Genomic DNA, 22326 nt, shown 5'->3' with positions numbered 1-22326 from the left:
CTAGAAATGATTGAGGGCGAATTCTTGAAACCAAGAAACGCCCCCATTTTTGATAATAAATTCATTACAATCTTCTAACCCCGTGTTTCTCCAAGTGTTGAGATAAATTCGATTCTTGTTTCTGGCTGGTTAATGCAAGCACACGACTAATTCCCATCAACAGTGCAATTGCACCATCAATTTTTTTGGAGTTGTTAGGCTTGCGTGGAAAGACGTTATTATTGGCATCGGGATTAGCAACAACATTCCCAATCATCCAAGATAAAATCGGATTGCCATCATGATGAAAACGTCCAGCCGCAATTGCTGCTTCAAGCTCGCGCATAGCTGGCGAAAACGTTTTGACATTTTTGGGAATCTTTACAGCTGAATAACCTTTGGCCTCAACCTTACTAATAATTTGAAAACCACCCCATTCATCAAGAGGTACTTCTGTTAAGGCAACATGCTGTGCCATATCAGTAATATCATCAGCAATAAGATTCAGATCATTTTCAGCTGTGTCATGCGCATCGATCAGTCCTAAGTTGTGCCATTTCTGGTACAACTTAATGACTTGCTTTTCTTCACCATTAAAAATCGTATCTTCAGGAACATAGAAGTTAGGGGCGATACAGTAATAATGAATCTTTCCGTCTGCTTCTATGCGATAAAACAACTTAACTGTTGCAGCCAAATCGATTCTTGATGCTAAATCTGCGCTGATTAAACATGGAACAGACTTAAATTGATCAATATTTAAACCAGTATTAGCGCAAGCCTTCCACTTTTCCATATTGAAAAATGCAGTTCTTGCTGATACCCACACATTTAAATGCTTTGTTTTAAATGTATTTTGACGCGATGGATGCTGAACGGCCTTTTTTTGCTGCGACTCGAGATAATCGCCATAGACTGAAATATCAAAATTAGGGTTAGCTTTCTGCAAAACTTTCGGATCGGTCCAGTCATCACCTTCGTCAATAGTCCAAATCCAGCCAAACAATTCGTCATCTTCAATAACACCCAGTAACATCTGCATGACACGATCACGCAAGTCATAGCATGGACCCTCAATATTGAATCCAGCTGTTGTAATGGTGAAGATCAAAGGTTGTCGACGCGCACCCATACCCGTCTGCATGGTGTCATACAAGCGTGAATCAATATGTTCATGGTATTCATCAACGATCGCGCAATGAGGTGATTGTCCGTCTGGTGGATCACCGATTAATGGTTCAAAAAGAGATCCATCCGTTGGTATTTCTAAACTCGCCGCATTAACCACGATGCCTGTTTCTTCTAATAGATCAGGCGAGCGATTTACCATTAGTCGTGCTGGTTTAAAAACTTCCCATGCTTGTTTTTCAGTTGTGGCACCTGAATAAACTTCAGATCCAAATTCACCATCATTACAAAACATGTTAAGTGCAACACCAGCCGCAATTGCTGACTTACCATTTTTACGTGGTACTTCCCAATAGCTTTCACGGAAACGGCGATAACCATCTTTCTTGCGAATCCACCCAAAAGTGACAGCAATCCCAAATTTTTGCCAATCTTCTAATGAGATTTTTAGCCGTTTTAATGCCCACTCACCCTTGGTATGTGGCAGTAATTCGACAAAAAGAATCTTTTTTTCAGCTAATCTAGGTTCAAATTTGTAGGGAAAATCACGTTTTTTTGACTTTTTTAAATCATCTAAGTGACGTTGACAGGCTAATTTAACCCATTTACACGCTGGGATTTTTTCTGAGATGACCGCTTTAGCCCACTTGTTGGCGGCATCAACATTTGGGAAATCACCAGCCATAGAACCTCACTACATATTTAAAACCCCTGCAAATGCATTACCTTTTTTCTTTTGACCAGCACCTGTTAATCGTGCACGTGATGAAGGATCCAAACCAAGCATTGCGCCAAACATAGCCATTTGTCTTGCAGCTTCATTTGATGCAGTTAATGCAGGATTTTTAATAGGTCCACCCATAGCACCTTCGACTACAATTCCATGAAAAGCCACTTCACGCTGAGCTTTGCGCCAATTTTCATAAGCCATGCAAAAGGCTTCAACGTTATGCATATCCGTAATACGAAGAACCTTTTGTGCACATAATTCTGGGACAATTGATTTCCACATGACTGATGCAAACTCCATGTTTTCCATGTAGTCGGGCACATCAATATTTGTGACTTCAGAAAATTCAGGTACATGATTGTTGAGTGGACGTTTACCAGGATTACCACGCGCCTTTTTTTGTTCCTGTGGCGATGCCTTACGACCACGACCAGGAACAGATGCAATTCCGCCCATCTTGTCAACCCATTCAATTTTTAATTTCGCGCACGTAAAAATTTGCCTAGGGGGGCGGTCATTTACGGCGGAGGCCTGAACTTTTTACCTCCCCCCTCCCATCACGGCGATTTTTGCGCCTTTTTTGTGCGTTTCAATACACTTATTAATTTTTGCTATCTTCTTTCGCTGTCTTCTCGTTATGGCACGGCGAACATAGCGATTGCAGATTATCTATATCATCTGTGCCGCCACGCTCTTTAGATACGATATGATCAACATCAGTGGCCTCAACGATGTAGCCATTGGCCGCACAATTGACACATAGGTAATTGTCACGGCGCAATACTTGCTCTCGTAACAATCGCCATGCATGTCCGTATCCGCGCTCTGTCGTTGAACCTGAGCGCTGTGGCCGCTTATTCCAATTACTGCGTTGGTCGGCATGGTCATCACAGTAGCCATGCTGGCTTCTTGACTTCACAATGTTGGGGCAACCATATTGTCTGCATGGTCTACTCATCTCTACCTGCCACAATTATGTCAGACATTACGGCGTCGATTTGGTGCTGGTTGACGGGGGTGACTTCGATAATTGCTTTCCACACTCCCTCTCCTGGATCCGCAATCAAAGTGACTTTTGTCACACCCTGTAAATACTCACCATTATCCAAAAGCACTTTTGTTCCTAGCACCTTGGTTGATCTCTGTCCATCTATTGATGGTGGTATAACTGAAACGATCTTAGGCATATTCAACCTCACTAATCATCCAAAGAATCAGGCTGTTTATCGTCATCAGGTTCATCAGTGATTAAGCAGATCAATTCCTGAATATGGGCAGACTGGTTAACATTAATCTGTACTAACGTTTTGATTGTTCCGATCAGATCGTTTTGGTTTTGCAGCAACTGTTGGTGTTGGTTCAGGATCTGATTGTTTTGTTCCAGCACCAGTGAGAGCATTGATTGCTCGCTTGATAGATTCGCTTGATTTTCTTGCTTGCTCATGCAGCCACTCTCTCCGCTGTTCACAGCCCTGACAATTGACAAACTTCATTGATCAATCCTCATATAGATATAAAAGAAAAGGACTCACCAATATCTAGTATCTGGTGAGTCCTCATGCGCCGTAATACGTTCGGCTAAATTGAGTGTTGTTAAGCTTTATTTAAACCTTCCACGCCACGGCGCTGACGATCTGCTGTTCGCTTGTTGAATAAAGCTAAAGCATTTCCCATATGTGTAATGGCTTGTTTGTTTTCATCACATGGAAAGCTGTCGTCTAAGATTGTGGTGCGGTGGATCAGGACAGCAAGCAATGCTTCATTGGTAATACCATTAACGCCGTGCTCTTTGACTGGTCCTAACTGGAATTGAATTGGTAGCGTTTCACTACCTGCAAAAACGTCATAGAAGTGACCAGGAGTAAGTTCAACTGTTTCTGTTGGAGTTTCCAGCCAAATATTATGCGTAACCATTACGCCGTTCGGATCAAAATGAATGCTCTCGCTATTCACTGTATTTTCATTTTCTGACATGAGACACCTTTTCTATAGGCAACAAAAAAGCCCACATAAAAATGTGAGCTTCTCAAGATATATTTGGTGACCAGCAATAACTACGTCCACCATATCACAAATTTATACCAAGTGTGCAACACAGTCAAGCTCGAATTAAATCAACCGCTCATTGCAATCACTATGGTCATAATGGTTTGGGTTGCGGTTAAGCAGGTTTAGACATTCCTGATCAAATACCATTGGTAAATGCTTTTGCAGTGTCTCATTAAAATCGGTTGTAGATGCTTTCATCTCATCAAGTAACGCCTTAACAACTTGATGGTCACCACGTTCACGAATGACTCGTTTAATCAATGCAAGCTCACATTCACGTCTTGCTTTAAAGTATGGCTCAACAATGTTGAGGATGCGTTGGAATTCCTGTGCCAGTAAAGGTAAATGTTGAACTTCAAATTTTGCAGGACTTGGCACACCAGTTACTTGACGTAAAGCGTGCCAAACACCGAACTTAAATGCTTCACCATGACTAATGTGATGAGTACAAGCCCAAATCAAACGCTTAATATTTAGCATATCGCTATTGTTGATGTAATCACGTTTTTCGATTGGTTTGGGTGCTTCGTATTTACCTGTCTTGCGGATGGTTGGTAGAACTTCAGAAGTAACCCAGCGTTTCACAAGTTTAGCTTGTTCTGTTTCACTACCAAGGATTAAAGCCCACATACCAGCTTCTAAAACAAAGTTATTTTTCTGCTTTCTGCCTAATTTATCTATGACCTCGTGTTTCACTAGGTCATCTTTTTCAACATGGCGACGCACAGCATCGTGTGGATTTACATATTTTAGAACAGCGCACAGATCATTAGCGTGAAATAAGAAATCACCATTATCTAATTCGATGATGCGAACATTATAATCTTCGTGGAAAGTAAAAGTTGAAATTGCATTCATAGTGAATACCTCTGTGTATGAGAAGTTTCACCACCAAATACTTACGCCAATAAATATAATGGTGGCAGACTGAAGCGGAATTGGCGTACTAGCACACAAAGCAAACTAGCGTATCTTTCGATACTTCCGCCCAATCTGCCATAACGGCAATTTTTGCAGGGTGCAAAAATCTTGGGCAAAATAAAACCGCTATTGCGGTATTTCGCTTTGTGTGAAAATTTTAGACGCCAATCCAAGCACCCGATTTTGCGGATGCACAATTAAAATATAGTTATTTTGATTCATTGTCAAACTTCCGACTTTAACTCAATTAAGCCATCCAAGTAAGCAAGACCTAAATCAATCTCTCTGCGCACTGTTGCTTTGCTGCATTTATGTGTATTAGCGATTGTTTGATAAGACCAGTCATTCTCATACTTAAGAATCAATAACCACCCACGTTCCGACAAATACTCGCGCTTATCATTGTGCATTTTTGCCAGTAGCTTACTGATCTCCACCCCTTCAAAGTCGGTTAAATCGCATGGTATCGAAATGCGGCTAGTTCGCAATCTAGTTTTATCATTTTTGTCAATTAGTATAGCCAACGGATTGGCAGACACTTTTATCTTTGTTGACCTAACCCACAGCCCATATTGCTCAAGCCACTGGTGGGCGGATCGGCTCATCCAGTTCATCTTTTGTGGTTTTGCAGTTGCATTCATGCTATCACCCTTAAAATCCAAAACCCGAATTTATCCATCACATTCCCCAGATCAACATAGCTGCATCACGTTGTTCTTGGTTAGATCGTTTAGGCCATCCTGTAATGCGTTTAAAATCGTCTGAAGAAAGTTTTGATCTAGTTGGTTTAACTAATTGAACTGGAATGCCCATGCTTTCTATAAGCTGGGTGATTAATTTACCTGTTGCGTGATTCTCACCTACATTCTTTGCAATACGCTCACCAGCTGACTTAGTTTGCTTTGGTCTATAATGAAAATTTGCCTTCTCATTTAACCAACCTGCCTCAACAACAACTTTCTTGATTACGGCGTACTCTTTCTCGATTAGGTCTTTTAATTCGACAAAAGTCAGATTATATAAAACTAGTCCTTGCGAACCTTTTAACGCTACACCTGATTTATCTAGGTCGGGGTCAATACCAATGATCACTCCATTTTCAAGCATAAAAACTCTCCAAATCAGAATCTACAAAAAATGAAAGCTCGATGTCGCCGTCTAATCGCTTTAGATATACGATGTACATGTTGGCTCTTGGGTGTCGAAAGCATGTAATCCAATTACTAATCATTGGCTTTGCTCCCCACCAACATTGACCAGATTTGATCAGCGCGATTTTTTTCTTCATTGGAAGCAAACTTGCAACTGCCTTTGCGTCCACCACAGTAACCGCCACAAGAACTACATTTTCTTTTCTTTAGATTTTTACTCATGAACCACACCCTCTCACTGCCACACAAAACAACATCACCAAAACAAATAACAGAACCTTATTAATCGACTTTGAAACATCATGCTCAATCACGCTGCATCCCCCATATTTTCAAGGCTTTCTAACTGGTGACTCGCTACATTGGAAAAACGGCTATATTCAAGTTCAGAACAAAGGAAGGTCTTACCCACTGCACCGTCACGACACTTGGCGGCATTTACTTCAAGTAAGCCCAAAAATTTTGATTTGTCTTGGTTGTAATATTCGTCCCGGTATAAAAACAAAATCACGTCTGCATCTTGCTCGATTGCACCAGATCCACGTAGATCAGACATAACAGGACGCTTGTTCGGACGTTTCTCAACATCACGGCTTAACTGTGACAATGCGAAAACAGGACAGTCAAATTCCATTGCAATGCCCTTTAGTCCATTTGACACATGGGTTAATCGATCATTCTCAGATGCGCTTGATGGTAAATTTGGGGTTTTAATCAGTTGCAGGTAATCAACAAAGATTGCGCCAATAGATCCATGTTGTTTTTTGGTCTGACGTGCATGACGGCGAATATCAAATAATGTGACATTACCGTCGTGCATTTGAATTGGGGCTTTCTCTAAAATCATTGTTGCCTGTTGCAATCCCTGCCAGTCTTCAGGACGAATATCAGCAGACTGTAGGCGACTCAATTCAACGTTACCCATTGCAGCCATGAAACGCCGTGCGATTTTCTCTTTCTTCATTTCGCATGATTCAAACAAAACAGGCTTAGCAAGATTTGTTGAGATGTGTGCAGCAATATTCTGAGCAAATGCAGTTTTACCCATAGAAGGTCGTGCGGCGATAATTATCAAATCACCCGGTGCGACTTCATTTAATTTTGAATCTAGTCCGAAAAAGCCTGTTGTTACACCACGAACCTTGTATGTACCCTTTTCCTTTTCTTCTTGAATCTTTGCAATTTCACTAAAAACATTGATTGCAGAATGGACAATGTGTTCAACACTATCAGCATCATTCCCAGTACCAATACCACCAAGCAAACTAGTTGCCTTTGCGATCGCATCATCAGCAGACCCATTACTTAGATCATTCGCCAAGAATTTTGTTTTCTCTGCGGCATCACGTAAATCACGGCGAGCTTTCAGATCCTGCAAATGTTTTAAATAATCTGGAAAATTCGTTAATTGGGAAATGGGTGCATTAGACAAAAAATCTAGCAAGTATTTTTCATTGATACCTGATGCGGATTCACCCAACGATTGAATGCCACCTAAAAGCGTAACGCAATCAACTGCTGATCCAGCTTCATAGAGTTTTTTCATACCATTGAAAATAACTTGATGCGTATGGATCGTAAAAAGATCATCAGTCATTTGACCAATGAAATCATTGCAAGCGTTGGTGTAAGTCATCAGTGTTGCAAGAACGGCGATTTCGTATTGATGGTTTTTCAAGCGGTCATCAAGTAGGGTTTCGATTGATTTCATAATTACACCAACCCTTGACCAAAACGCATAGGTTCAGGTTTGAAGCGAACTTGAGATTGTTCCTGCTGAACATGTGCTGGTGTCACCACCGATGTAGATTTTTGGTTTAGTTGCTCAAGCCAGTAATCCACTTCCCATAATTTTTGATTTAACCAAGACTGCGGTGCTGGTATGAATTGACCATCGTTTTTGTTCCAATCATCAGAATTTTTTTGAAGTTTTAAAATTGAAATCAAAACGTCAAAATGTTTTGCATGTTTTTTGAACGTTGCAAAAGTTTCTGATTTACGAATCTTGCGTTTGCACTTTGGGTATTCAGTCCAAAAGATTTCGTATTTTTCCTCAAGCGCACTGTTAGTTTGATTAGTGTTTTTTGATAGTGTCTTTTGTGTGTTAAAAATTTTTACTAGCAAAGGTAAAATATTTTTACTAGCAGGGTAAAAACTTTTAACTAGTAAAGATTTTTTACTAGTAAAATTAATTAACCACCCATCCTTAAAATCACGTGGGATATTGGTAGCAAAATTAGTACGATTTTTAGGCAAATCCTTAGAGTTTTTAACCTGTTTTTTACCATTTAATGGGTAGTTAAAATTTTTAACTAGCAGTATCTGTAAGTCTTTATTTACAGGGTGAAAATTACGAACTAGTAAAGATTTTTTACTAGCAAAGCTTATTCTTTCACCAATGTTGTAATTTTCTGTCAATGAATAAACATTGCCATACACTGACGGCGGATGCTTCTTGACTAGCCCTACTTTGACAAGCTCATTCAGACACTTAACAACTGTAGGTCTACTCTTCCCTGATAAGCTTTCTAATTGTGATAGAGACAACGAATCGAAGTCTTTACCCCAGCCACGTGTTTTGCGCACTATCAGCAAATAGATTTTAACTGACGCATCACTAATCTTATCCATTGCTTCATCAACAAATGCATTCGTGATCTGGAATGAATTAGGCGTAAATTTGCTCATACACCCCCTCCTTGTATTATCTTGAACTCAACAACCCAAACCCAAGGGTTTCTACTCCAAGATCCACCACCATTAATTGATTCCCATAACTGCATAAATTTAGGCTTTTTGCAGTCACGCAATATTGGTGATCCAACACCTTCCTTTAGACAATCTGATTCAGAAATATCATTTAATCGTTCCACTCGAATATTTGTTATTTCAAGCTGAATTCGCGATGCCCAGCGTGGCATGTGGATTGAGGGTTTAAATTTCACTTCTGAAATATCTGGAATTGTGTCGTAACGCTTATCAACACAATTTGGATAGTCGGCTCTATAAATTAGGTTATGAAGTTGACATGGAAGTGTTGCTGGATCACCAATGATTTGCCATGTTTCACGAACCCAAAGCTGATCGCCAACATTAAACTCATGAAATGGTGTTTTATATCTCGCATCAGCAGACCAACCACTAGCACACTTTTTAAATCCATTTGGATTGTTGTAACAGCGCAAAATTGCATATTTTGCATTGGTATCAGTGGTTTCCTCACCACACTTGAAATACTCAACCGCATCAGGCTGACGACGCATAATACGTCGAGTCTGTGTTTTACAACCTTCTAAGATTGCTTTAACCATCTCAGTGCTAAATAATATCGGACGTTCCTTCATACTTCACCAACCAATGGCATACGCACATCAATAAAATTCTTATTTACCAATCCAACGTATGGACACCATTTTTTAAAATTCTCGTTCCAGTGCGACCACACATTTTTTTCACACTTCCAGAACGTGCCGTCATTTTCTAAATGCGTTGTACCTGCTGGGAAATTCGTCATGAAACCTCCCGTTGTGCATTCATTGCACGGTTATAAAAAATGCTTTCGTCATTTGAGACAATTTTGCAGTTTGGTGAAATATGATTTTCGATGTATTGATCATCACCCATGATTAAACAATGTGGGCATGGCTCTTCTTTGAAATTGCTGCACTTGTTACTGCATGGGTGTTTTGATATATTGGTCATGTTCGTTGGTATCCTTAATGAATGAACACTTAAAGCCTGATGTCAGATATCAGGCTTTTTTAATGTCTTGAGTTTCTGTGCGTTCGCATAAATCTACTTGTAGCTCAGCGTTCTTATCGTTCTCTGTTAAACCGAATATCTTTTGCTTAATCTTTGTCTCAGCTTTCAATTTGAGGAGATGAGGTTTGATTAAGTTCTCATACACGTATTCACTTGCACCCTGCCCAGCTCTCAACATTTCAGCCAAAGACGACAATTGCTCTTTGTGGTCTGCTGGCATGTGGATGGTGATAGATGCATCTTTCTTTGGTTTTCGTTTTGTCATGATAGTTAGATCCAAAATTAAAAATGGAAAATTATGTGGTAGATGCTTTTTTGATCACATGTGGGATGTCAGGATTAAGAATCAAAAGCCCACGAGCCGAAACCTCAGGAACGCACTCCCCCCATTGACTAATTGCTGCCCTAGACACCCCAAGACATCGAGCGAGATTTGCAGCATCCGCGTAAAATGCTATGGCATCTGCCGTCTTGATAATAACTTCCATAAGAAATCCAATAGTGGGAAAATGTTAAGTACAGTTAATCACAATTTATTTCCATTATCAAGCACACTTAATTTAATCATTGTTAAGCTAGCTTTACTTTGTAAGGTGGAAAGACGATGAGCACACTTCAAGAGAGATTCGGATTAGCTATAAAGCACTACGAACAAACAACTGGAAAGCGGTTTGTTAAGGCTCATTTGGCAGATTTTTGTAGTGTAAGCAGACCTGCTGTATCTGATTGGATTGATAAAAACGTACAAACACTTGAACAAAGCAATGCTGAAAAAGCCGCTAAATTTTTAGGCGTAAACCACAGGTGGTTGAATGGCCTAGACTCTCAAATGCTGGATGAAGTTGATTCGGAAAACAAAAACAACTCAACTTACAGACCAGTTATGGCTTGGGAAGCACCAGATGATTTAGATCCAGACTCTTTTATGATAATTCCACACGTAGATGTTAAATTTTCCGCAGGAAATGGTCGGTTGGTAGAGTTTGAACCTACACCCAACATGACCGGGTGTGCGCAACGCTTAGAGTGGTTTCATAAGAAAAAAGTTTCACCTAAAAATCTTGTAGAAGTTGATGTTGATGGTGACAGTATGGAACCAAGAATACCGAATGGTAGTGTTGTGATTATCGACAAGTCCATCAATAATCTAGAGCAAGTTCAGAACAGAAAGGTATACGCGATCAGATATGGTGATGAACTAAAAATTAAAAGATTATCTCGTAGATATGATGGTAGTTTGATCATAGATAGCGACAACCCAAGCTACGAAAGAGAAATCGTAGAGCCGCAAGATCTAGAGCACATCGGTATTATTGGAAAATATGTTTCCCACTCATACGATGGTGAAATTTAAAATTGTTAATGTGTTCCAAAAAATATAAATACGAGATTAATCAAGATACTTAATATGAAGTAAACCTTTAAATAAGGAATATGTGATGATCGCAACACTCAACAAATCCAAAACCAATTTATCCATTAACAAGCAAGAATTTAAGGCTGCATTATCTAAAATAGGTGATGGTATCGATAAGCAAATAGCATCACTTAAAAAGGCTAAGCAAAGCTATGACGCTGAGGAAATGGCGCGAGAGGTCATTAATGAGGCAAATATCTTTGAGGCTATAATCGAAGGGTTTAATGAAGCTGAAGGTACTGGTTTAAAACTGTCAGATATAAGCAATTTGGATCAAACACAAGGCTGGATTAATGAATTTTTAGAAAAGTATAGCGCTTAAAGGAATCAAGTTTAATAAATATAAAATCAAAAAACTGCAAACCAGACCAACTTTAGTTAAACCAAACATATTAATTAAACCCATCTAACCGCCACCATGGCGGTTTTTTTGTCTCTCAAGCTAAAATTAAGTTTAATTTACAAATTATTTGTTAACCTCACTTTACATAATTATTTTTGTTAAGTATGCTTTAAGCATCAAGACAGCAAAAAGCCCCGACACTTTCCACGGCGATCAGGGCTTTCCACTCACATGAGGTAAATTATGGAACAAACTCCAATTATAAGCAATCCAGCTTTCCGTTTCACTGTTGGTGCAGTGTGCGTATGGTTTGCAGCAACAATAGCAATCGTATTTGCTCTGGTTGTTTACAACAATAAGGCCACAGCAAATCCAGCACCTATCCCAACAAACGATTTCGTTTTTGCCAGCGAATTTGAAGTTGTTGGCGCACACATCTTACCCACTTCTAGTAATGCCCTTCTCAAGCTTGGCGGTTTCTATATACCCGTTAAATTCTCATTTGATACGGATCCAGATGTGTCGATCTCAAGCTTGGAGATTGGTGAAATCACAGATGTGAATGGTAAAAGCTACAACGACTTTACAAATCGCCAAGATCACCAGGCAATCAACTCAGCCCTAGTTGCATATATCAAAGAAGGACAATAAAAATGCATACATTACTTTCGGTACAAGAAGCCTTTGCAGCAAAACAAGCTGGTAAAAATGTTGTATGTCGTCATGCAGAGTCAGAGTTCTTTGAAGATCTTGGCAATGTATCGGCTGAAACTTGGTTCGATCCTCATTATGTTTTTGCTATTCAGATCGACACTATAACGCTCGGTGATTTTGAATTTGCAAAACCATTCACCCTAGAAGAGCTTTCACCAGGACAAGACATTTTTTATATCGGTGCAAGTGGGACAATTTTAAAAGGGACATTTAATCCTGCAAATGAAATGTTGATTTCAGGTGTCAACAACGGATCTGTTCAACGTGATGAAGAAAACGCCGTTATTCAGATTAAAGCGTTTAGATCTTTGTTGGGTATTACTTCAGATGAGCCAACCGTGGTGGACTACGATTTTTTCGTGGTTGATGGCGAATCACCAAAACCTGAAACCAAAAAACGTGGTGGACGTAAGAAAAAAGATACTGAGACCACAGTTGTTGAATCCGAACAACAAGTACCCGAACATGAACCACTGGATAAGCAACAAACCTTGGAAAATACAACAGCCATAGTCCAAGATTATATTTCTCAGCTTGATAAATGTATGACTGTAGATGATGTAATGCAGGTTCGCTATACATTAAGTGCAGATAATCGCTTGGATCGTGAGCAAGTCCAGTCTTTGAATGAGCGCGGTGAACAACGTTTAGAATCGATTTATAGCAACAGCGAAACTAAAGATACAAATGCTCAGCCTAAGTTTAAAAAAGCCCCACTTACATCTGAGTTCTTAGAACAGATTTTAGCTGCTAAGACCGTGGATGAATTAACTGTTATCTCAGAAGAAATTAAGCAAACCCAAACTGAATATCCTGCTTCCGCTGGAGCTTATGATTTCTTGATAGTAGAGATTGAAGCCCAAAAAGAAGAGCTAAACCAGTTAGATCTTATTGACTGCAATCAAAATTCATCGATCAATATTGTGGATCGAATTGATTTAACAAACACCCTAATAGATTTAGATGTTCTAGAAGAAACCCTCACGCTTGAACAAAAAGATCAATATCAATTTTCACTCCAAAATAAGCGTCAAGCTTTAGTGAAATTATCATCAATACCAACGTCTGATGAAATGAAAAGTTTATCCATTGATACGCATAATCGGTATAGAACTAGAATTGCAGAGGCAAATAGCCTTGTAACTATCGCAGGTATAGATAGGGATATTGGTGATGATCGTCATTTGAATTCTACTCAGAAGGCGGAATTATTAAGCGAACTTGGTGCCAAAAGGTCTGAACTTCATTTTAATTTTTTGTATGAGAAAAAACTCACCAACCTTATTGGCATTGTTCAGCAAGCTCAATCCGTTGATGAAGCTAATGAACCTGCATCACAAACACTAGATTGGACAGTAGAACAACGATTGCCATTGATCACCGCGATTAGTAAACGGCTGGTGGAGTTGGGAAAGCCTCTGGTAACACAAATCAGGGAAGCTTCGGATCTAAATACTCTTGATGCATATCTTGCACAGATCAAAGAGATGGTTGCAGTTGACGGCACATTAGCCCACCAACTTATGATTACTCATGTTGCTAAAAAAGCCGAACTTGAGAAGCAGGTGGCCACATGAGAAAAGCATCGCGTCCACCAACAAACGTACAAATAGCATTTCGTGAATGGTTAAAGAAAAATGGCTACATGCCCAAGCGAAATGCACTAACAGTTGAGTTCATTAAACCTAAATCAGCCCGATTAGAACTGAACTACAAAGGTCAGATGAACAAAGCAATGCAGCATCAATATTTATCATTTTTAAACCAATGGTTAAAGAATGGCAAAGAATTTATTAGCGGATTAATCGCCGCTCAAGGAGTACCTAATGTCTGAATCGATTGGTGATGTAGTTCTTCCGGGAATGAAAGTTGAAGGTACAACAGAAGAAGTGGCTGTAAAAATATTTGAAAAAATTATCAGCCCCAATACAGAGATGCTTTTAAAAAAAGATCCGCAAGCAGCAGCAACATTTGCTTTGCATATTATGGGTCTGGGTATTTCTCAATTTGCATCTTGTGTAAGTACAAAACAGTTCAAACAACAACTTGAGATAATCACCCATAATATGGTGCTGAGCCTTAAGAAAGAACGTGGCGAATTAGGTAGCTGAGGAATTTGAAAATGAATATTCAGTCTAAGGCTATCAATGATGTTGTTGCTGAGCGTCAACGACAAATTCAAAAAAAAGGTTATACACCTGATCACGACGATTTGTATGAGCAAAATGAACTAGTCCGCGCAGCATCAGAATACACCAATCAAGTAATTGGTCGTGGGTGGTTTTTTGAAAGACATCCTGCTCTGTATCAATCAGAAGTCGCATCAGATTTCTGGCCTTGGGACAAGTCTTATTGGAAACCAAAAAGCCCAAGAGAAGATTTGGTTAGAGCTACAGCTATGTTAATTGCGGAAATTGAACGGTTGGATCGTAAATCTGAAAAAACCGATAGCGAGGTACAACAGCATGAATGAAGAACTTTTTGACCTACTTGTTCGTCTTGGCCTTGTTCCAATTGATTGGGTAAGTGCCTGTCAGTTTTCAGCACTTACTGGCATTGATGAAGAGAAGCTAACTCACCGCCGTAAACGATGGCAAGAAGATCTTGTTTGGACTAAACAGGATGGAAATATTTATTATTCGATTAAAGGTTTCAATCAATGGCTGACTCAAAAAGCACAAAGTCGATGCCAACAGGCGTTCGGATCAGAAACGGCGCAATCCAAATCTACTTCGAGCGAAGAAAGAAACAATACAACATCACGCTACCGCACCCCCCAAGTGCAGAGGGTATCACGGCAGCCGCTAAAATTAGAAATCAGTTAGCGACTAAAGCTGAATGGGGTATTTTAACTGATAGTGATATTGCAGAAGCTCGCGGCCAATTCGTTGATGATGACTCAGTCATTGTCAACGAAGGGATTCTTTTTCAGGAAGTAGCCCAGAAATACCTTAAATTTTGTGAAAGTAATGCGGACACCAAAAAAGGTTATTTAAATATTCTTGAATATCACTGGATGCGCTATTTTGCTTTAGAGCCAATCAACTCAATTACAACAGAGGACATAAAAGAAGCAATTATTGATCGTGACTTTCAAACTGCGAAAACCCTAAATAATTGCCTCATTCCATTACGTGGTGTTTTTGATTCTGCAATGGAGAATAAATACATTTCTGAAAATCCACTGGAAAGTATTAGGAATAAGAAAGTACAAGTTGATATTCCAGATCCATTCAGCAGAAAAGAAATGAATGCCCTCCTCGACTGGTTAAAAGTGAATTTAAAAGGAGATGAGATTTTATATTACTGGTACTACGAACTTGCTTTTTGGAGTGGCTGCCGCCCTTCAGAGCTGATTGCATTAAAAGAATCGGATTTTGATTTTTTTAGCGGTATGTTCAAAGTCAATAAAAGTCGAGTACGCGGTGTTGAGAAGAACGTGACAAAAACTCATACGGCGCGTGATGTATATTTGAATACACGATCTGAGAAAGCTGCAAATGAATTAATCAAATATAAAATTGATAGAAATATTCGAAGTAAATATTTGATGATTTGCCCTGAAACTGGCGAACCATTTTTTAATGAGAAGCCACCACGTAATAGACTTGTGGCTGCAATGAGAGGTTGCGGTATTCGTCATCGCCCTGCTTACAATGCTCGACACACGTATGCGACTATGATGCTTATGGATGGAATTAACCCAGTGTTTGTTTCTAACCAGATGGGCCATAGTCTGCAAATGATGATGAAACGCTATGCGAAGTGGATGCACGGCGATAAAAACAAAATAGAGATGGGGAAACTAAAGACAGACTAAACCTGTCAAAAACCTGTCAATAAAAAAGCCACTTATGATAAGTGGCTTTTTTATATAGAGAATTTTGGTGGAGATGGCGGGAGTTGAACCCGCGTCCGCCAGCACTACACTCGAGAATACTACATGCTTAGATATCGTCTACTATTTTAACTCTTTGTGACCCGACGAACAGGGTACAAATCGCGATCCTCTTAGTTTGGTATAAAGCCCCGAGGCTTGGCTCTATACGGACTTGTGTGCGTGCGCTACAGTCGGGTTCACTAACCACAAGTATTCAGTGAAGCGGACAAGCTGCCCTTAGGCAGCTAGAGCGTAAGTTTCGTCGTTTGCGACTAAAAAATGCAAATTTGATTTACGAGAGAAAATGCGCTCTCGGCATGCATCTATAAGTTTCATCACCAGCGTCGAAGCCAGAAACATCCCCATAGTTGAACGCACATCATAGCATAACTAAAATAAAATACTGCGCATTTTATCAACAGTCCGCCATTGATGGGCATATTTATATAATTGAGTAGCTTTTGTTTTTTTCAAGGCCTGCATAAAAAAAGCTGCCAAAAATGACAGCTTTTTAAGTTTAGTCTACAAAGCGCCATTGCCTAAAATAATGCCTTCACGGCGTGGATCTGCCCCACCAGCATATTTGCTTTGCTTATCAATTTTGACTTTCATAATCGTTGAAATACCACTCGTTTGCGCAGTATTAGCAACACTATGCCCTTTTGCTTTTAAACCTTCGACCAGTTCAATCAAAGAGAGCTGGTCATTAGAGCTGTCAATATTGGTATTTGGGCTATTGGTTGCACCAAAGTTCAGCAAAGAAGTTGCTTGCTGAGCATTTAAGTTCCAGTCCAGCGCAGCAACCAAAGTTTTAACCACATATTGAATGATGGTTCCGCCCCCAGGTGAGCCCGTTGCCATATAAAACTCATCTGGCGTGGTACCCTTAAAGACTAGAGTAGGTGCCATCGTACTACGAGGACGTTTACCACCTTCCACACGATTGGCAACCAGTGCCCCTGTACTGTCATAAGGATTAGCACTAAAGTCAGTCAACTGATTCGACAGTAAGAAACCATCCACCATGTGAAAAGACCCCATACTCGATTCAACAGTCGATGTCATTGAAACCACATTGCCATAAGCATCTACGATAGTGAACTGAGTTGTACCATGCTCAACAGTGTTATCGACACCAAAAGCTGAATTGAAATCACCTGCCTGTGCCACTCCCATACTCTGGCTTGGATTGATCAATGCGGCACGTTGTTTTAAGTAGTTTTTATCAAGCAAACTTGCAATACCACGTGCAGGTAAAGGCACAAAGTCAGTGTCTGCTACATATTTGTCACGGTCGGCATAAGCCAAACGCTCTGCCTCAGACACCAAATGTACGCCCATTACATCTGGTATTCCACCTTCATTTTCTGGGTTTTTAGGTGGGTATTGGGACATATCAAAGCTTTCTAAAATACCCAGCGTTTGGGCAACAGCTATACCACCCGAAGATGGAGGTGGCATCGTACAAATGTAGTAACGGTCACGATAGGTCGTACAAACGGGATTGCGTTTTTTAACTTGATAATCGGATAAATCCTGCAAAGTCATCAAGCTTGGTGTCATTGGTGTACGCGCTGGATCATCTCCCACCATCTGCCCAGCCTTTTCAACAATATTTCTAGCAATCGGACCACTATACATTGCCCCAGCCCCTTGCTTTGCAAGTGCTTCTAGCGTTTTTGCATAGTCCTGATTGGTCATGCTTTCACCTACTTTTCTAGGTGTACCATCAGGATAAAAATAGGTCTTCATCGCATTTGCATCTAGCGCTAAATTGCTGGCATTACTTTCAATAGCACTGGCCAAACGCCCCGGAATACGAAAGCCATGGTCAGCCAAATGAATCGCTTCATCAAAAAGTTGGTTCCATTTAAGTTTGCCATGTTCTTGCTGAGCCTGCTCCAACAAACGCATGACGCCCGGCACGCCTATAGAGCGTCCACTACGACGAGCACTTGGTACAGGTGCAGGTGAGTTTGGATCATCTATATTTTGGCGAATTAAATAATATTCATTGGCTGCGGCAGGTGCTGCTTCCCGACCATCATAGGCAGTTACGGTTTTAGTCTTGGCATCGTAGTACATCATAAAACCACTACCAGCAATGGTACTTGATTGTGGCTCAACTAAACCCAGTACAGCTTGTACGGCAACAGCAGCATCAACTGCACTGCCACCAGCTTTTAAAATATCACAGCCTGCTTTTACCGCGAGTGGGGTATTTGCCACCACCATATATTTATCTGCATATTTTACGGTATGACCTAACTTATAACCCGATGCAGCTTCAGGAGCTGATGGATCACCATTTTGATTAGATCCGACCACGACACTTGAACCATCTTGCGCCAATTTGCTACAACTGGTCGGGTCATTATCTACAATTAAATTCGACTGCGGTGGCTGACCAATATTTGAATCATCTTTGGACTGATCTGATGAGGAATCACTTCCACACCCTTGTAATAAACCGACTGCTAATAAGCTAATGAAAAGAAATGTATATCTTTTATTCACGTGATCACTCCACTATTTATGCCTACCTATCCATGCAATTGCTATGCAAGCTTCTTTATTCTCAGGTATTGAGATTTTTTAATATTTGATAAAATTAAAGTTTTAATAATATTGAATGAGTTAGGTTTATTCCCAGTACCTAATAATATTCCTCCTTGTTTTCTCTAGCTTAATTTTTAACTGATCTGCCCGATTCTAGCATGCCGTATTTTGATAAATACAAACATAATCTGCCATTTCCAAACTCAACCAGTACTTAAAAAACAAGCCGAAAACCATCATCTAAAAGTGTTTTTTATGATTAGTGAGAAGGCATACCACCCACGCTACCTTTCGGTTTAGGGCTCATCCAAATCAGGATACTGGCAAATACAAACACCATCGCCATAATCATAAAGACATGATTGGCAGAAATCGTAATGGCTTCTTTGTCCACTAAATTCGCGATCAAACCTAAGGTCGCATCCGAAGAAAATCCATTTTGGATTAACGCATTCTGTACTTCTTGTGGGTGTAAGCCATTGACCATTTCACTCCGTGCCACTTTGGCGTGATCATCCCAAATCGTGACCGCAATAGAGGCACCTATTGCTCCAGCCATCGTTCTCAAGAAATTCATTAACCCTGCGGCAGACGCCATTTCTTGTGGCAATACTGAACCCATCGCAATATTGGACAGTGGAATAAAGAAGAAAGGGACTGCAAAACCTTGCAAAATTTGTGGCCAAGCCAATGCCATAAAATCAGCATCCGTGACCCAAAATGCCCGCATCATCGTCACCACGCCAAGTAAAGCCAAACCAAAACTGGCTAATGCTCGCGGGTCGTATTTAGTGGAAAGTTTTGCCACAATCGGTGACATGGTCAAACTACCAAAACCCATGGTTGCCGTGAGATACCCAGCCCATGTTGCGGTATAACCCAAGTTGATTTGCAGCCATTGCGGGATTAAAACAATACTGCCAAAGAATGATCCGAAACCAAAAGCCAAAGCAAGTACTGAAACGCTAAAACCACGATGTCGGAACACGTATAAATTCACCACAGGATACTTTTCCGTAAGCTCCCAAATCATAAATACAATAAAGCCGATGATAGCGACCAAAGCGAGCATAATTATACTGCTGCTATTAAACCAATCTCTTTCGTGACCCAAATCGAGCATCAATTGTAGCGCACCAATCCATAGCACCAGCAAACCAAGACCAATCGCATCTATACGCAATTTTTCAGTTTTGGTTTCAGCCACAGATAACAACCGCACCGCAGCTAAAGCACAAAAAATTCCCACGGGAATATTGATAAAGAAAATCCAGTGCCACGACAAATTATCACTAATCAAACCACCCAAAATGGGTCCAAGGATCGGTCCAATGACAGTGGTCATTGCCCATAGTCCCATGGCTTGTGCGTGTTTTTCAGGTGGGAAAATGCGCATTAATAAGGTTTGGCTCAATGGCATGAGTGGTCCACCACACAATCCTTGACCAATACGAAAAAACACCAGCATTTCCAATGAAGTCGCTAAACCACACAGGAATGAAAAAATCGTAAAACCAATCAGCCCAAACACAAACACTCGAACTGTTCCAAAACGTCCAGCCAGCCAACCTGTGAGTGGTACACAAATCGCTTCAGCAACGGCGTAGGAGGTAATAACCCATGTGCCTTGTGAACTGGAAACGGCTAAGTTCCCCGTAATATGTGGCACTGAAACATTGGCAATGGTGGTATCGAGCACCACCATAAAATTTGAGAGTGCGATGACAAAAGCAGCAAGCAGTAATCGCCCACCACTCAGTTCAGCGAAAGGATTCTGAGTTTTCATAGCAATTACTTCGATGCGAGATCAATATTCACTTGCATCGACAGCCCAACCCGCAATGGATGCTCTGCAAGTTCTTTAGGATCAAGCGTAATTCGCACAGGTAAACGCTGTACGACCTTGATCCAATTCCCTGTCGCATTTTGTGCGGGAATCAAAGCAAATGCTGAACCTGTACCTCCAGAGAAACCTTGTACTACACCGTGATAAACTACGTCATCACCATATAGATCAGCGCTTAAAGTGACTTTTTGCCCTGTTTTTACTTTAGCGAGTTGGCTTTCTTTAAAATTGGCGTCGACATATAACGCAGAAATTGGAACAACCGACATCATCACTGTGCCTGGTGCAACACGTTGTCCAATTTGAATATTACGGCGCGCCACCACACCATCAACAGGTGCACGAATCACGGTACGCTCCAAATCCAGTATTGCTTGATCGAGGTGTGCTTTAGCCACTAAAACGTCAGGCGTTGAAGCTTCGTTGACACCCTGAATCAATGCTTCATTGGCCGCGAGCGTACTTTCAGCAGCTTTACGGCTTGAGGTTGCTTGAGCTAAACCCGCCTGAGCTAAATCCAAACTGGCTTTAGCCGTCGAAACTGCACTTTGTGCTTTGCTGAGTTCTTCTTTGGATATCGCCCCTGAAACAGCAAGCTCATTACGTCGTTTCAGTTCCAATACAGCACGATCAAAATCCGCTTGAGCTTTATTGACTTGGGCTTGGGCACTGATAATTTCATCATTGTGTACCCCAACTTGAGAGTTCAAAGAACTACTGTTGGCTTGGCTTTGTTTATATTGACGTTGTGCTTTTGCAAGCTCGGCTTGCGCCTGAGCCAATTGAATCTTGGCGTCACGTTCATCAATCCGAACCAACACATCACCCTGTTTCACTTGTTGGGTATCTTTCACCAATACTTCAGCCACTTGCCCACTAACCATTGAAGTAATCTGAGCAGTTTCTGCGCCGACATAAGCATTATCTGTGCTGACGGAATGATTGAAAAATAGCGCCCAAATCGCATACAAAATTGCGGCAAGAATCAGAATGAGCGCAAAAAATCCAAGAAACTTTTTACGTTTTGCTTTCATCGCATCATCTGATGCCGAGTCTGAAACCATATTCTGTGAATTTGCTGGGGCGTCAGTCATAGGTTATTCCTGAAAATTAAAACGACTTTTTAACTTTTGGTTTAATCAGTCGACCAGCTTAATTTTGAAAACTTAACTGAATATTAAAATTTAAAAGCTAAAGACAAACAAAGGGCTATAATTATTCTGACCATCAGAATTGCTATACCTAAAAGACAAGATTCATCAGGCTTATGTTTATGATTATTTTTTGATATTGATTATAAAAATAAAAAAAGCGTCCAAAGACGCTTTAGTATTCAGGAGATGACTAAAATGCATAAGATGCAATTGCGGTTGCAATCGGTTTCTCTTCATCATTGACCATGGTCATGCGCATGGTACAGCCCTTGCGCCCTAAACGTAATGTTTCTGCACGTGCGATGAAGAATTTCCCCCGCCCCGGTGCTAAATAATCAACACGCATATCGACCGTCGCTAAGCGAGAGACTTTTTTAATGGTATCGGGTAAATCTTCAGGGTTTGCACGACGATAAAGTTGTTCCATCGCCACCACGCCACCAATACTATCCAGCATTGTTGCAGCAACACCACCATGCAAAATTTGGAAAGCGACATTACCAATCAGTTCAGATTGCATGTCGATATAACCCTCGATTTGATCATCCACCACTCGCATGACCATGCCACAGTGCTTAAAAAATGGTGAAGAATTAAATGCTTTACAAAGCTGTTTTAATACCACGCCATGATCGGCTTTAGCACCTAACTGAATATTACCTGTCCAGTTTTTCTTTACATCATTCATACGCT

Annotated in this window: 28 protein-coding genes and 1 other RNA gene; 8 read left to right on the top strand and 21 right to left on the bottom strand. The window is 40.5% G+C overall.

The window, feature by feature from the left end; genetic code table 11:
* Positions 1–64: 64 nt before the first annotated feature.
* From EAH57_RS15085 to EAH57_RS15015, 16 genes are all read right to left on the bottom strand, one after another.
* Positions 65–1792: a terminase large subunit gene (locus tag EAH57_RS15085; RefSeq protein WP_121930763.1), complete on the bottom strand. Its 1728-nt coding sequence runs from the start codon at positions 1790–1792 to the stop codon at positions 65–67.
* Between the two features lie 9 nt (positions 1793–1801).
* On the bottom strand, positions 1802–2293 hold the full coding sequence (locus EAH57_RS15080) for a phage terminase small subunit P27 family (RefSeq protein WP_121930762.1): 492 nt from the start codon (positions 2291–2293) through the stop codon (positions 1802–1804).
* A 145-nt stretch (positions 2294–2438) separates the two neighbouring features.
* On the bottom strand, positions 2439–2795 hold the full coding sequence (locus tag EAH57_RS15075; RefSeq protein ID WP_121930761.1) for an HNH endonuclease: 357 nt from the start codon (positions 2793–2795) through the stop codon (positions 2439–2441).
* Positions 2788–3024, bottom strand: a complete 237-nt coding sequence (locus EAH57_RS16005; protein WP_171407487.1) for a hypothetical protein — start codon at positions 3022–3024, stop codon at positions 2788–2790. Before EAH57_RS16005 ends, EAH57_RS15075 begins: the two co-directional genes overlap by 8 nt.
* Positions 3025–3035: 11 nt before the next feature.
* A complete protein-coding gene (locus tag EAH57_RS16000) occupies positions 3036–3281 on the bottom strand; it encodes a hypothetical protein (RefSeq protein WP_171407486.1) in 246 nt (81 codons plus the stop codon).
* Positions 3282–3430: 149 nt separating this feature from the next.
* Positions 3431–3790: a hypothetical protein gene (locus EAH57_RS15060; RefSeq protein WP_147440128.1), complete on the bottom strand. Its 360-nt coding sequence runs from the start codon at positions 3788–3790 to the stop codon at positions 3431–3433.
* Positions 3791–3946: 156 nt separating this feature from the next.
* A complete protein-coding gene (locus EAH57_RS15055) occupies positions 3947–4744 on the bottom strand; it encodes a Bro-N domain-containing protein (RefSeq protein WP_121930758.1) in 798 nt (265 codons plus the stop codon).
* Positions 4745–5031: 287 nt separating this feature from the next.
* Positions 5032–5448 (bottom strand): antiterminator Q family protein, encoded by a 417-nt coding sequence (locus EAH57_RS15050; protein ID WP_121930757.1) that lies wholly within the window; start codon positions 5446–5448, stop codon positions 5032–5034.
* Positions 5449–5485: 37 nt separating this feature from the next.
* Positions 5486–5914: a hypothetical protein gene (locus EAH57_RS15045; RefSeq protein WP_121930756.1), complete on the bottom strand. Its 429-nt coding sequence runs from the start codon at positions 5912–5914 to the stop codon at positions 5486–5488.
* 116 nt (positions 5915–6030) lie between these two features.
* Complete coding sequence (locus tag EAH57_RS15995) at positions 6031–6180, bottom strand: hypothetical protein (protein ID WP_171407485.1); 150 nt, start codon at positions 6178–6180, stop codon at positions 6031–6033.
* An 88-nt stretch (positions 6181–6268) separates the two neighbouring features.
* The gene (locus EAH57_RS15040) at positions 6269–7669 is read right to left on the bottom strand and encodes a replicative DNA helicase (protein ID WP_121930755.1); all 1401 of its coding nucleotides are present in this window, start codon (positions 7667–7669) and stop codon (positions 6269–6271) included.
* 2 nt (positions 7670–7671) lie between these two features.
* Positions 7672–8646, bottom strand: a complete 975-nt coding sequence (locus tag EAH57_RS15035; RefSeq protein ID WP_121930754.1) for a replication protein — start codon at positions 8644–8646, stop codon at positions 7672–7674.
* Positions 8643–9302 (bottom strand): hypothetical protein, encoded by a 660-nt coding sequence (locus tag EAH57_RS15030; protein WP_121930753.1) that lies wholly within the window; start codon positions 9300–9302, stop codon positions 8643–8645. The genes EAH57_RS15035 and EAH57_RS15030 overlap by 4 nt, the downstream gene beginning before the upstream one ends.
* The gene (locus tag EAH57_RS15990) at positions 9299–9472 is read right to left on the bottom strand and encodes a hypothetical protein (protein WP_171407484.1); all 174 of its coding nucleotides are present in this window, start codon (positions 9470–9472) and stop codon (positions 9299–9301) included. The genes EAH57_RS15030 and EAH57_RS15990 overlap by 4 nt, the downstream gene beginning before the upstream one ends.
* Positions 9473–9709: 237 nt before the next feature.
* On the bottom strand, positions 9710–9985 hold the full coding sequence (locus EAH57_RS15020) for a hypothetical protein (RefSeq protein ID WP_121930751.1): 276 nt from the start codon (positions 9983–9985) through the stop codon (positions 9710–9712).
* 31 nt (positions 9986–10016) lie between these two features.
* Positions 10017–10208 (bottom strand): Cro/CI family transcriptional regulator, encoded by a 192-nt coding sequence (locus EAH57_RS15015; RefSeq protein ID WP_121930750.1) that lies wholly within the window; start codon positions 10206–10208, stop codon positions 10017–10019.
* A 116-nt stretch (positions 10209–10324) separates the two neighbouring features.
* On the opposite strand from EAH57_RS15015, the gene EAH57_RS15010 reads away from it, so the two are divergent.
* The 8 genes from EAH57_RS15010 to EAH57_RS14975 all read left to right on the top strand — a co-directional run bounded on the left by EAH57_RS15010 (position 10325) and on the right by EAH57_RS14975 (position 16014).
* The gene (locus EAH57_RS15010) at positions 10325–11074 is read left to right on the top strand and encodes a S24 family peptidase (RefSeq protein WP_121930749.1); all 750 of its coding nucleotides are present in this window, start codon (positions 10325–10327) and stop codon (positions 11072–11074) included.
* Between the two features lie 85 nt (positions 11075–11159).
* Complete coding sequence (locus EAH57_RS15005; RefSeq protein ID WP_121930748.1) at positions 11160–11459, top strand: hypothetical protein; 300 nt, start codon at positions 11160–11162, stop codon at positions 11457–11459.
* A gap of 264 nt (positions 11460–11723) precedes the next feature.
* Complete coding sequence (locus EAH57_RS15000; protein WP_121930747.1) at positions 11724–12131, top strand: hypothetical protein; 408 nt, start codon at positions 11724–11726, stop codon at positions 12129–12131.
* 2 nt (positions 12132–12133) lie between these two features.
* On the top strand, positions 12134–13771 hold the full coding sequence (locus tag EAH57_RS14995) for a hypothetical protein (RefSeq protein WP_121930746.1): 1638 nt from the start codon (positions 12134–12136) through the stop codon (positions 13769–13771).
* On the top strand, positions 13768–14028 hold the full coding sequence (locus tag EAH57_RS14990; RefSeq protein WP_121930745.1) for a hypothetical protein: 261 nt from the start codon (positions 13768–13770) through the stop codon (positions 14026–14028). Before EAH57_RS14995 ends, EAH57_RS14990 begins: the two co-directional genes overlap by 4 nt.
* The gene (locus EAH57_RS14985) at positions 14021–14305 is read left to right on the top strand and encodes a hypothetical protein (protein WP_121930744.1); all 285 of its coding nucleotides are present in this window, start codon (positions 14021–14023) and stop codon (positions 14303–14305) included. The genes EAH57_RS14990 and EAH57_RS14985 overlap by 8 nt, the downstream gene beginning before the upstream one ends.
* An 11-nt stretch (positions 14306–14316) precedes the next feature.
* Positions 14317–14667, top strand: a complete 351-nt coding sequence (locus EAH57_RS14980; RefSeq protein ID WP_121930743.1) for a hypothetical protein — start codon at positions 14317–14319, stop codon at positions 14665–14667.
* A 186-nt stretch (positions 14668–14853) separates the two neighbouring features.
* Complete coding sequence (locus tag EAH57_RS14975) at positions 14854–16014, top strand: tyrosine-type recombinase/integrase (RefSeq protein ID WP_121930742.1); 1161 nt, start codon at positions 14854–14856, stop codon at positions 16012–16014.
* A gap of 65 nt (positions 16015–16079) precedes the next feature.
* Here EAH57_RS14975 and ssrA read toward each other — a convergent pair.
* The 5 genes from ssrA to EAH57_RS14950 form a co-directional block, all read right to left on the bottom strand.
* Positions 16080–16438, bottom strand: a transfer-messenger RNA (tmRNA) gene (ssrA, locus tag EAH57_RS14970).
* Positions 16439–16596: 158 nt separating this feature from the next.
* Positions 16597–18591, bottom strand: coding sequence for a gamma-glutamyltransferase (gene ggt, locus EAH57_RS14965; RefSeq protein WP_121930741.1), 1995 nt, complete (start codon positions 18589–18591; stop codon positions 16597–16599).
* A gap of 301 nt (positions 18592–18892) precedes the next feature.
* Positions 18893–20419 (bottom strand): DHA2 family efflux MFS transporter permease subunit, encoded by a 1527-nt coding sequence (locus tag EAH57_RS14960; protein ID WP_121930740.1) that lies wholly within the window; start codon positions 20417–20419, stop codon positions 18893–18895.
* Between the two features lie 5 nt (positions 20420–20424).
* Complete coding sequence (locus EAH57_RS14955; protein WP_121930739.1) at positions 20425–21573, bottom strand: HlyD family efflux transporter periplasmic adaptor subunit; 1149 nt, start codon at positions 21571–21573, stop codon at positions 20425–20427.
* A gap of 250 nt (positions 21574–21823) precedes the next feature.
* Positions 21824–22321 (bottom strand): thioesterase family protein, encoded by a 498-nt coding sequence (locus EAH57_RS14950; RefSeq protein ID WP_004670177.1) that lies wholly within the window; start codon positions 22319–22321, stop codon positions 21824–21826.
* Positions 22322–22326: the final 5 nt, after the last annotated feature.

This window comes from Acinetobacter sp. 2JN-4, from assembly GCF_003687745.1.
In the GTDB taxonomy this organism is placed as follows: domain Bacteria; phylum Pseudomonadota; class Gammaproteobacteria; order Pseudomonadales; family Moraxellaceae; genus Acinetobacter; species Acinetobacter halotolerans.
Note: the sequence above shows the minus strand (reverse complement) of the source record. Positions and strands in the feature narration are given on the sequence as shown.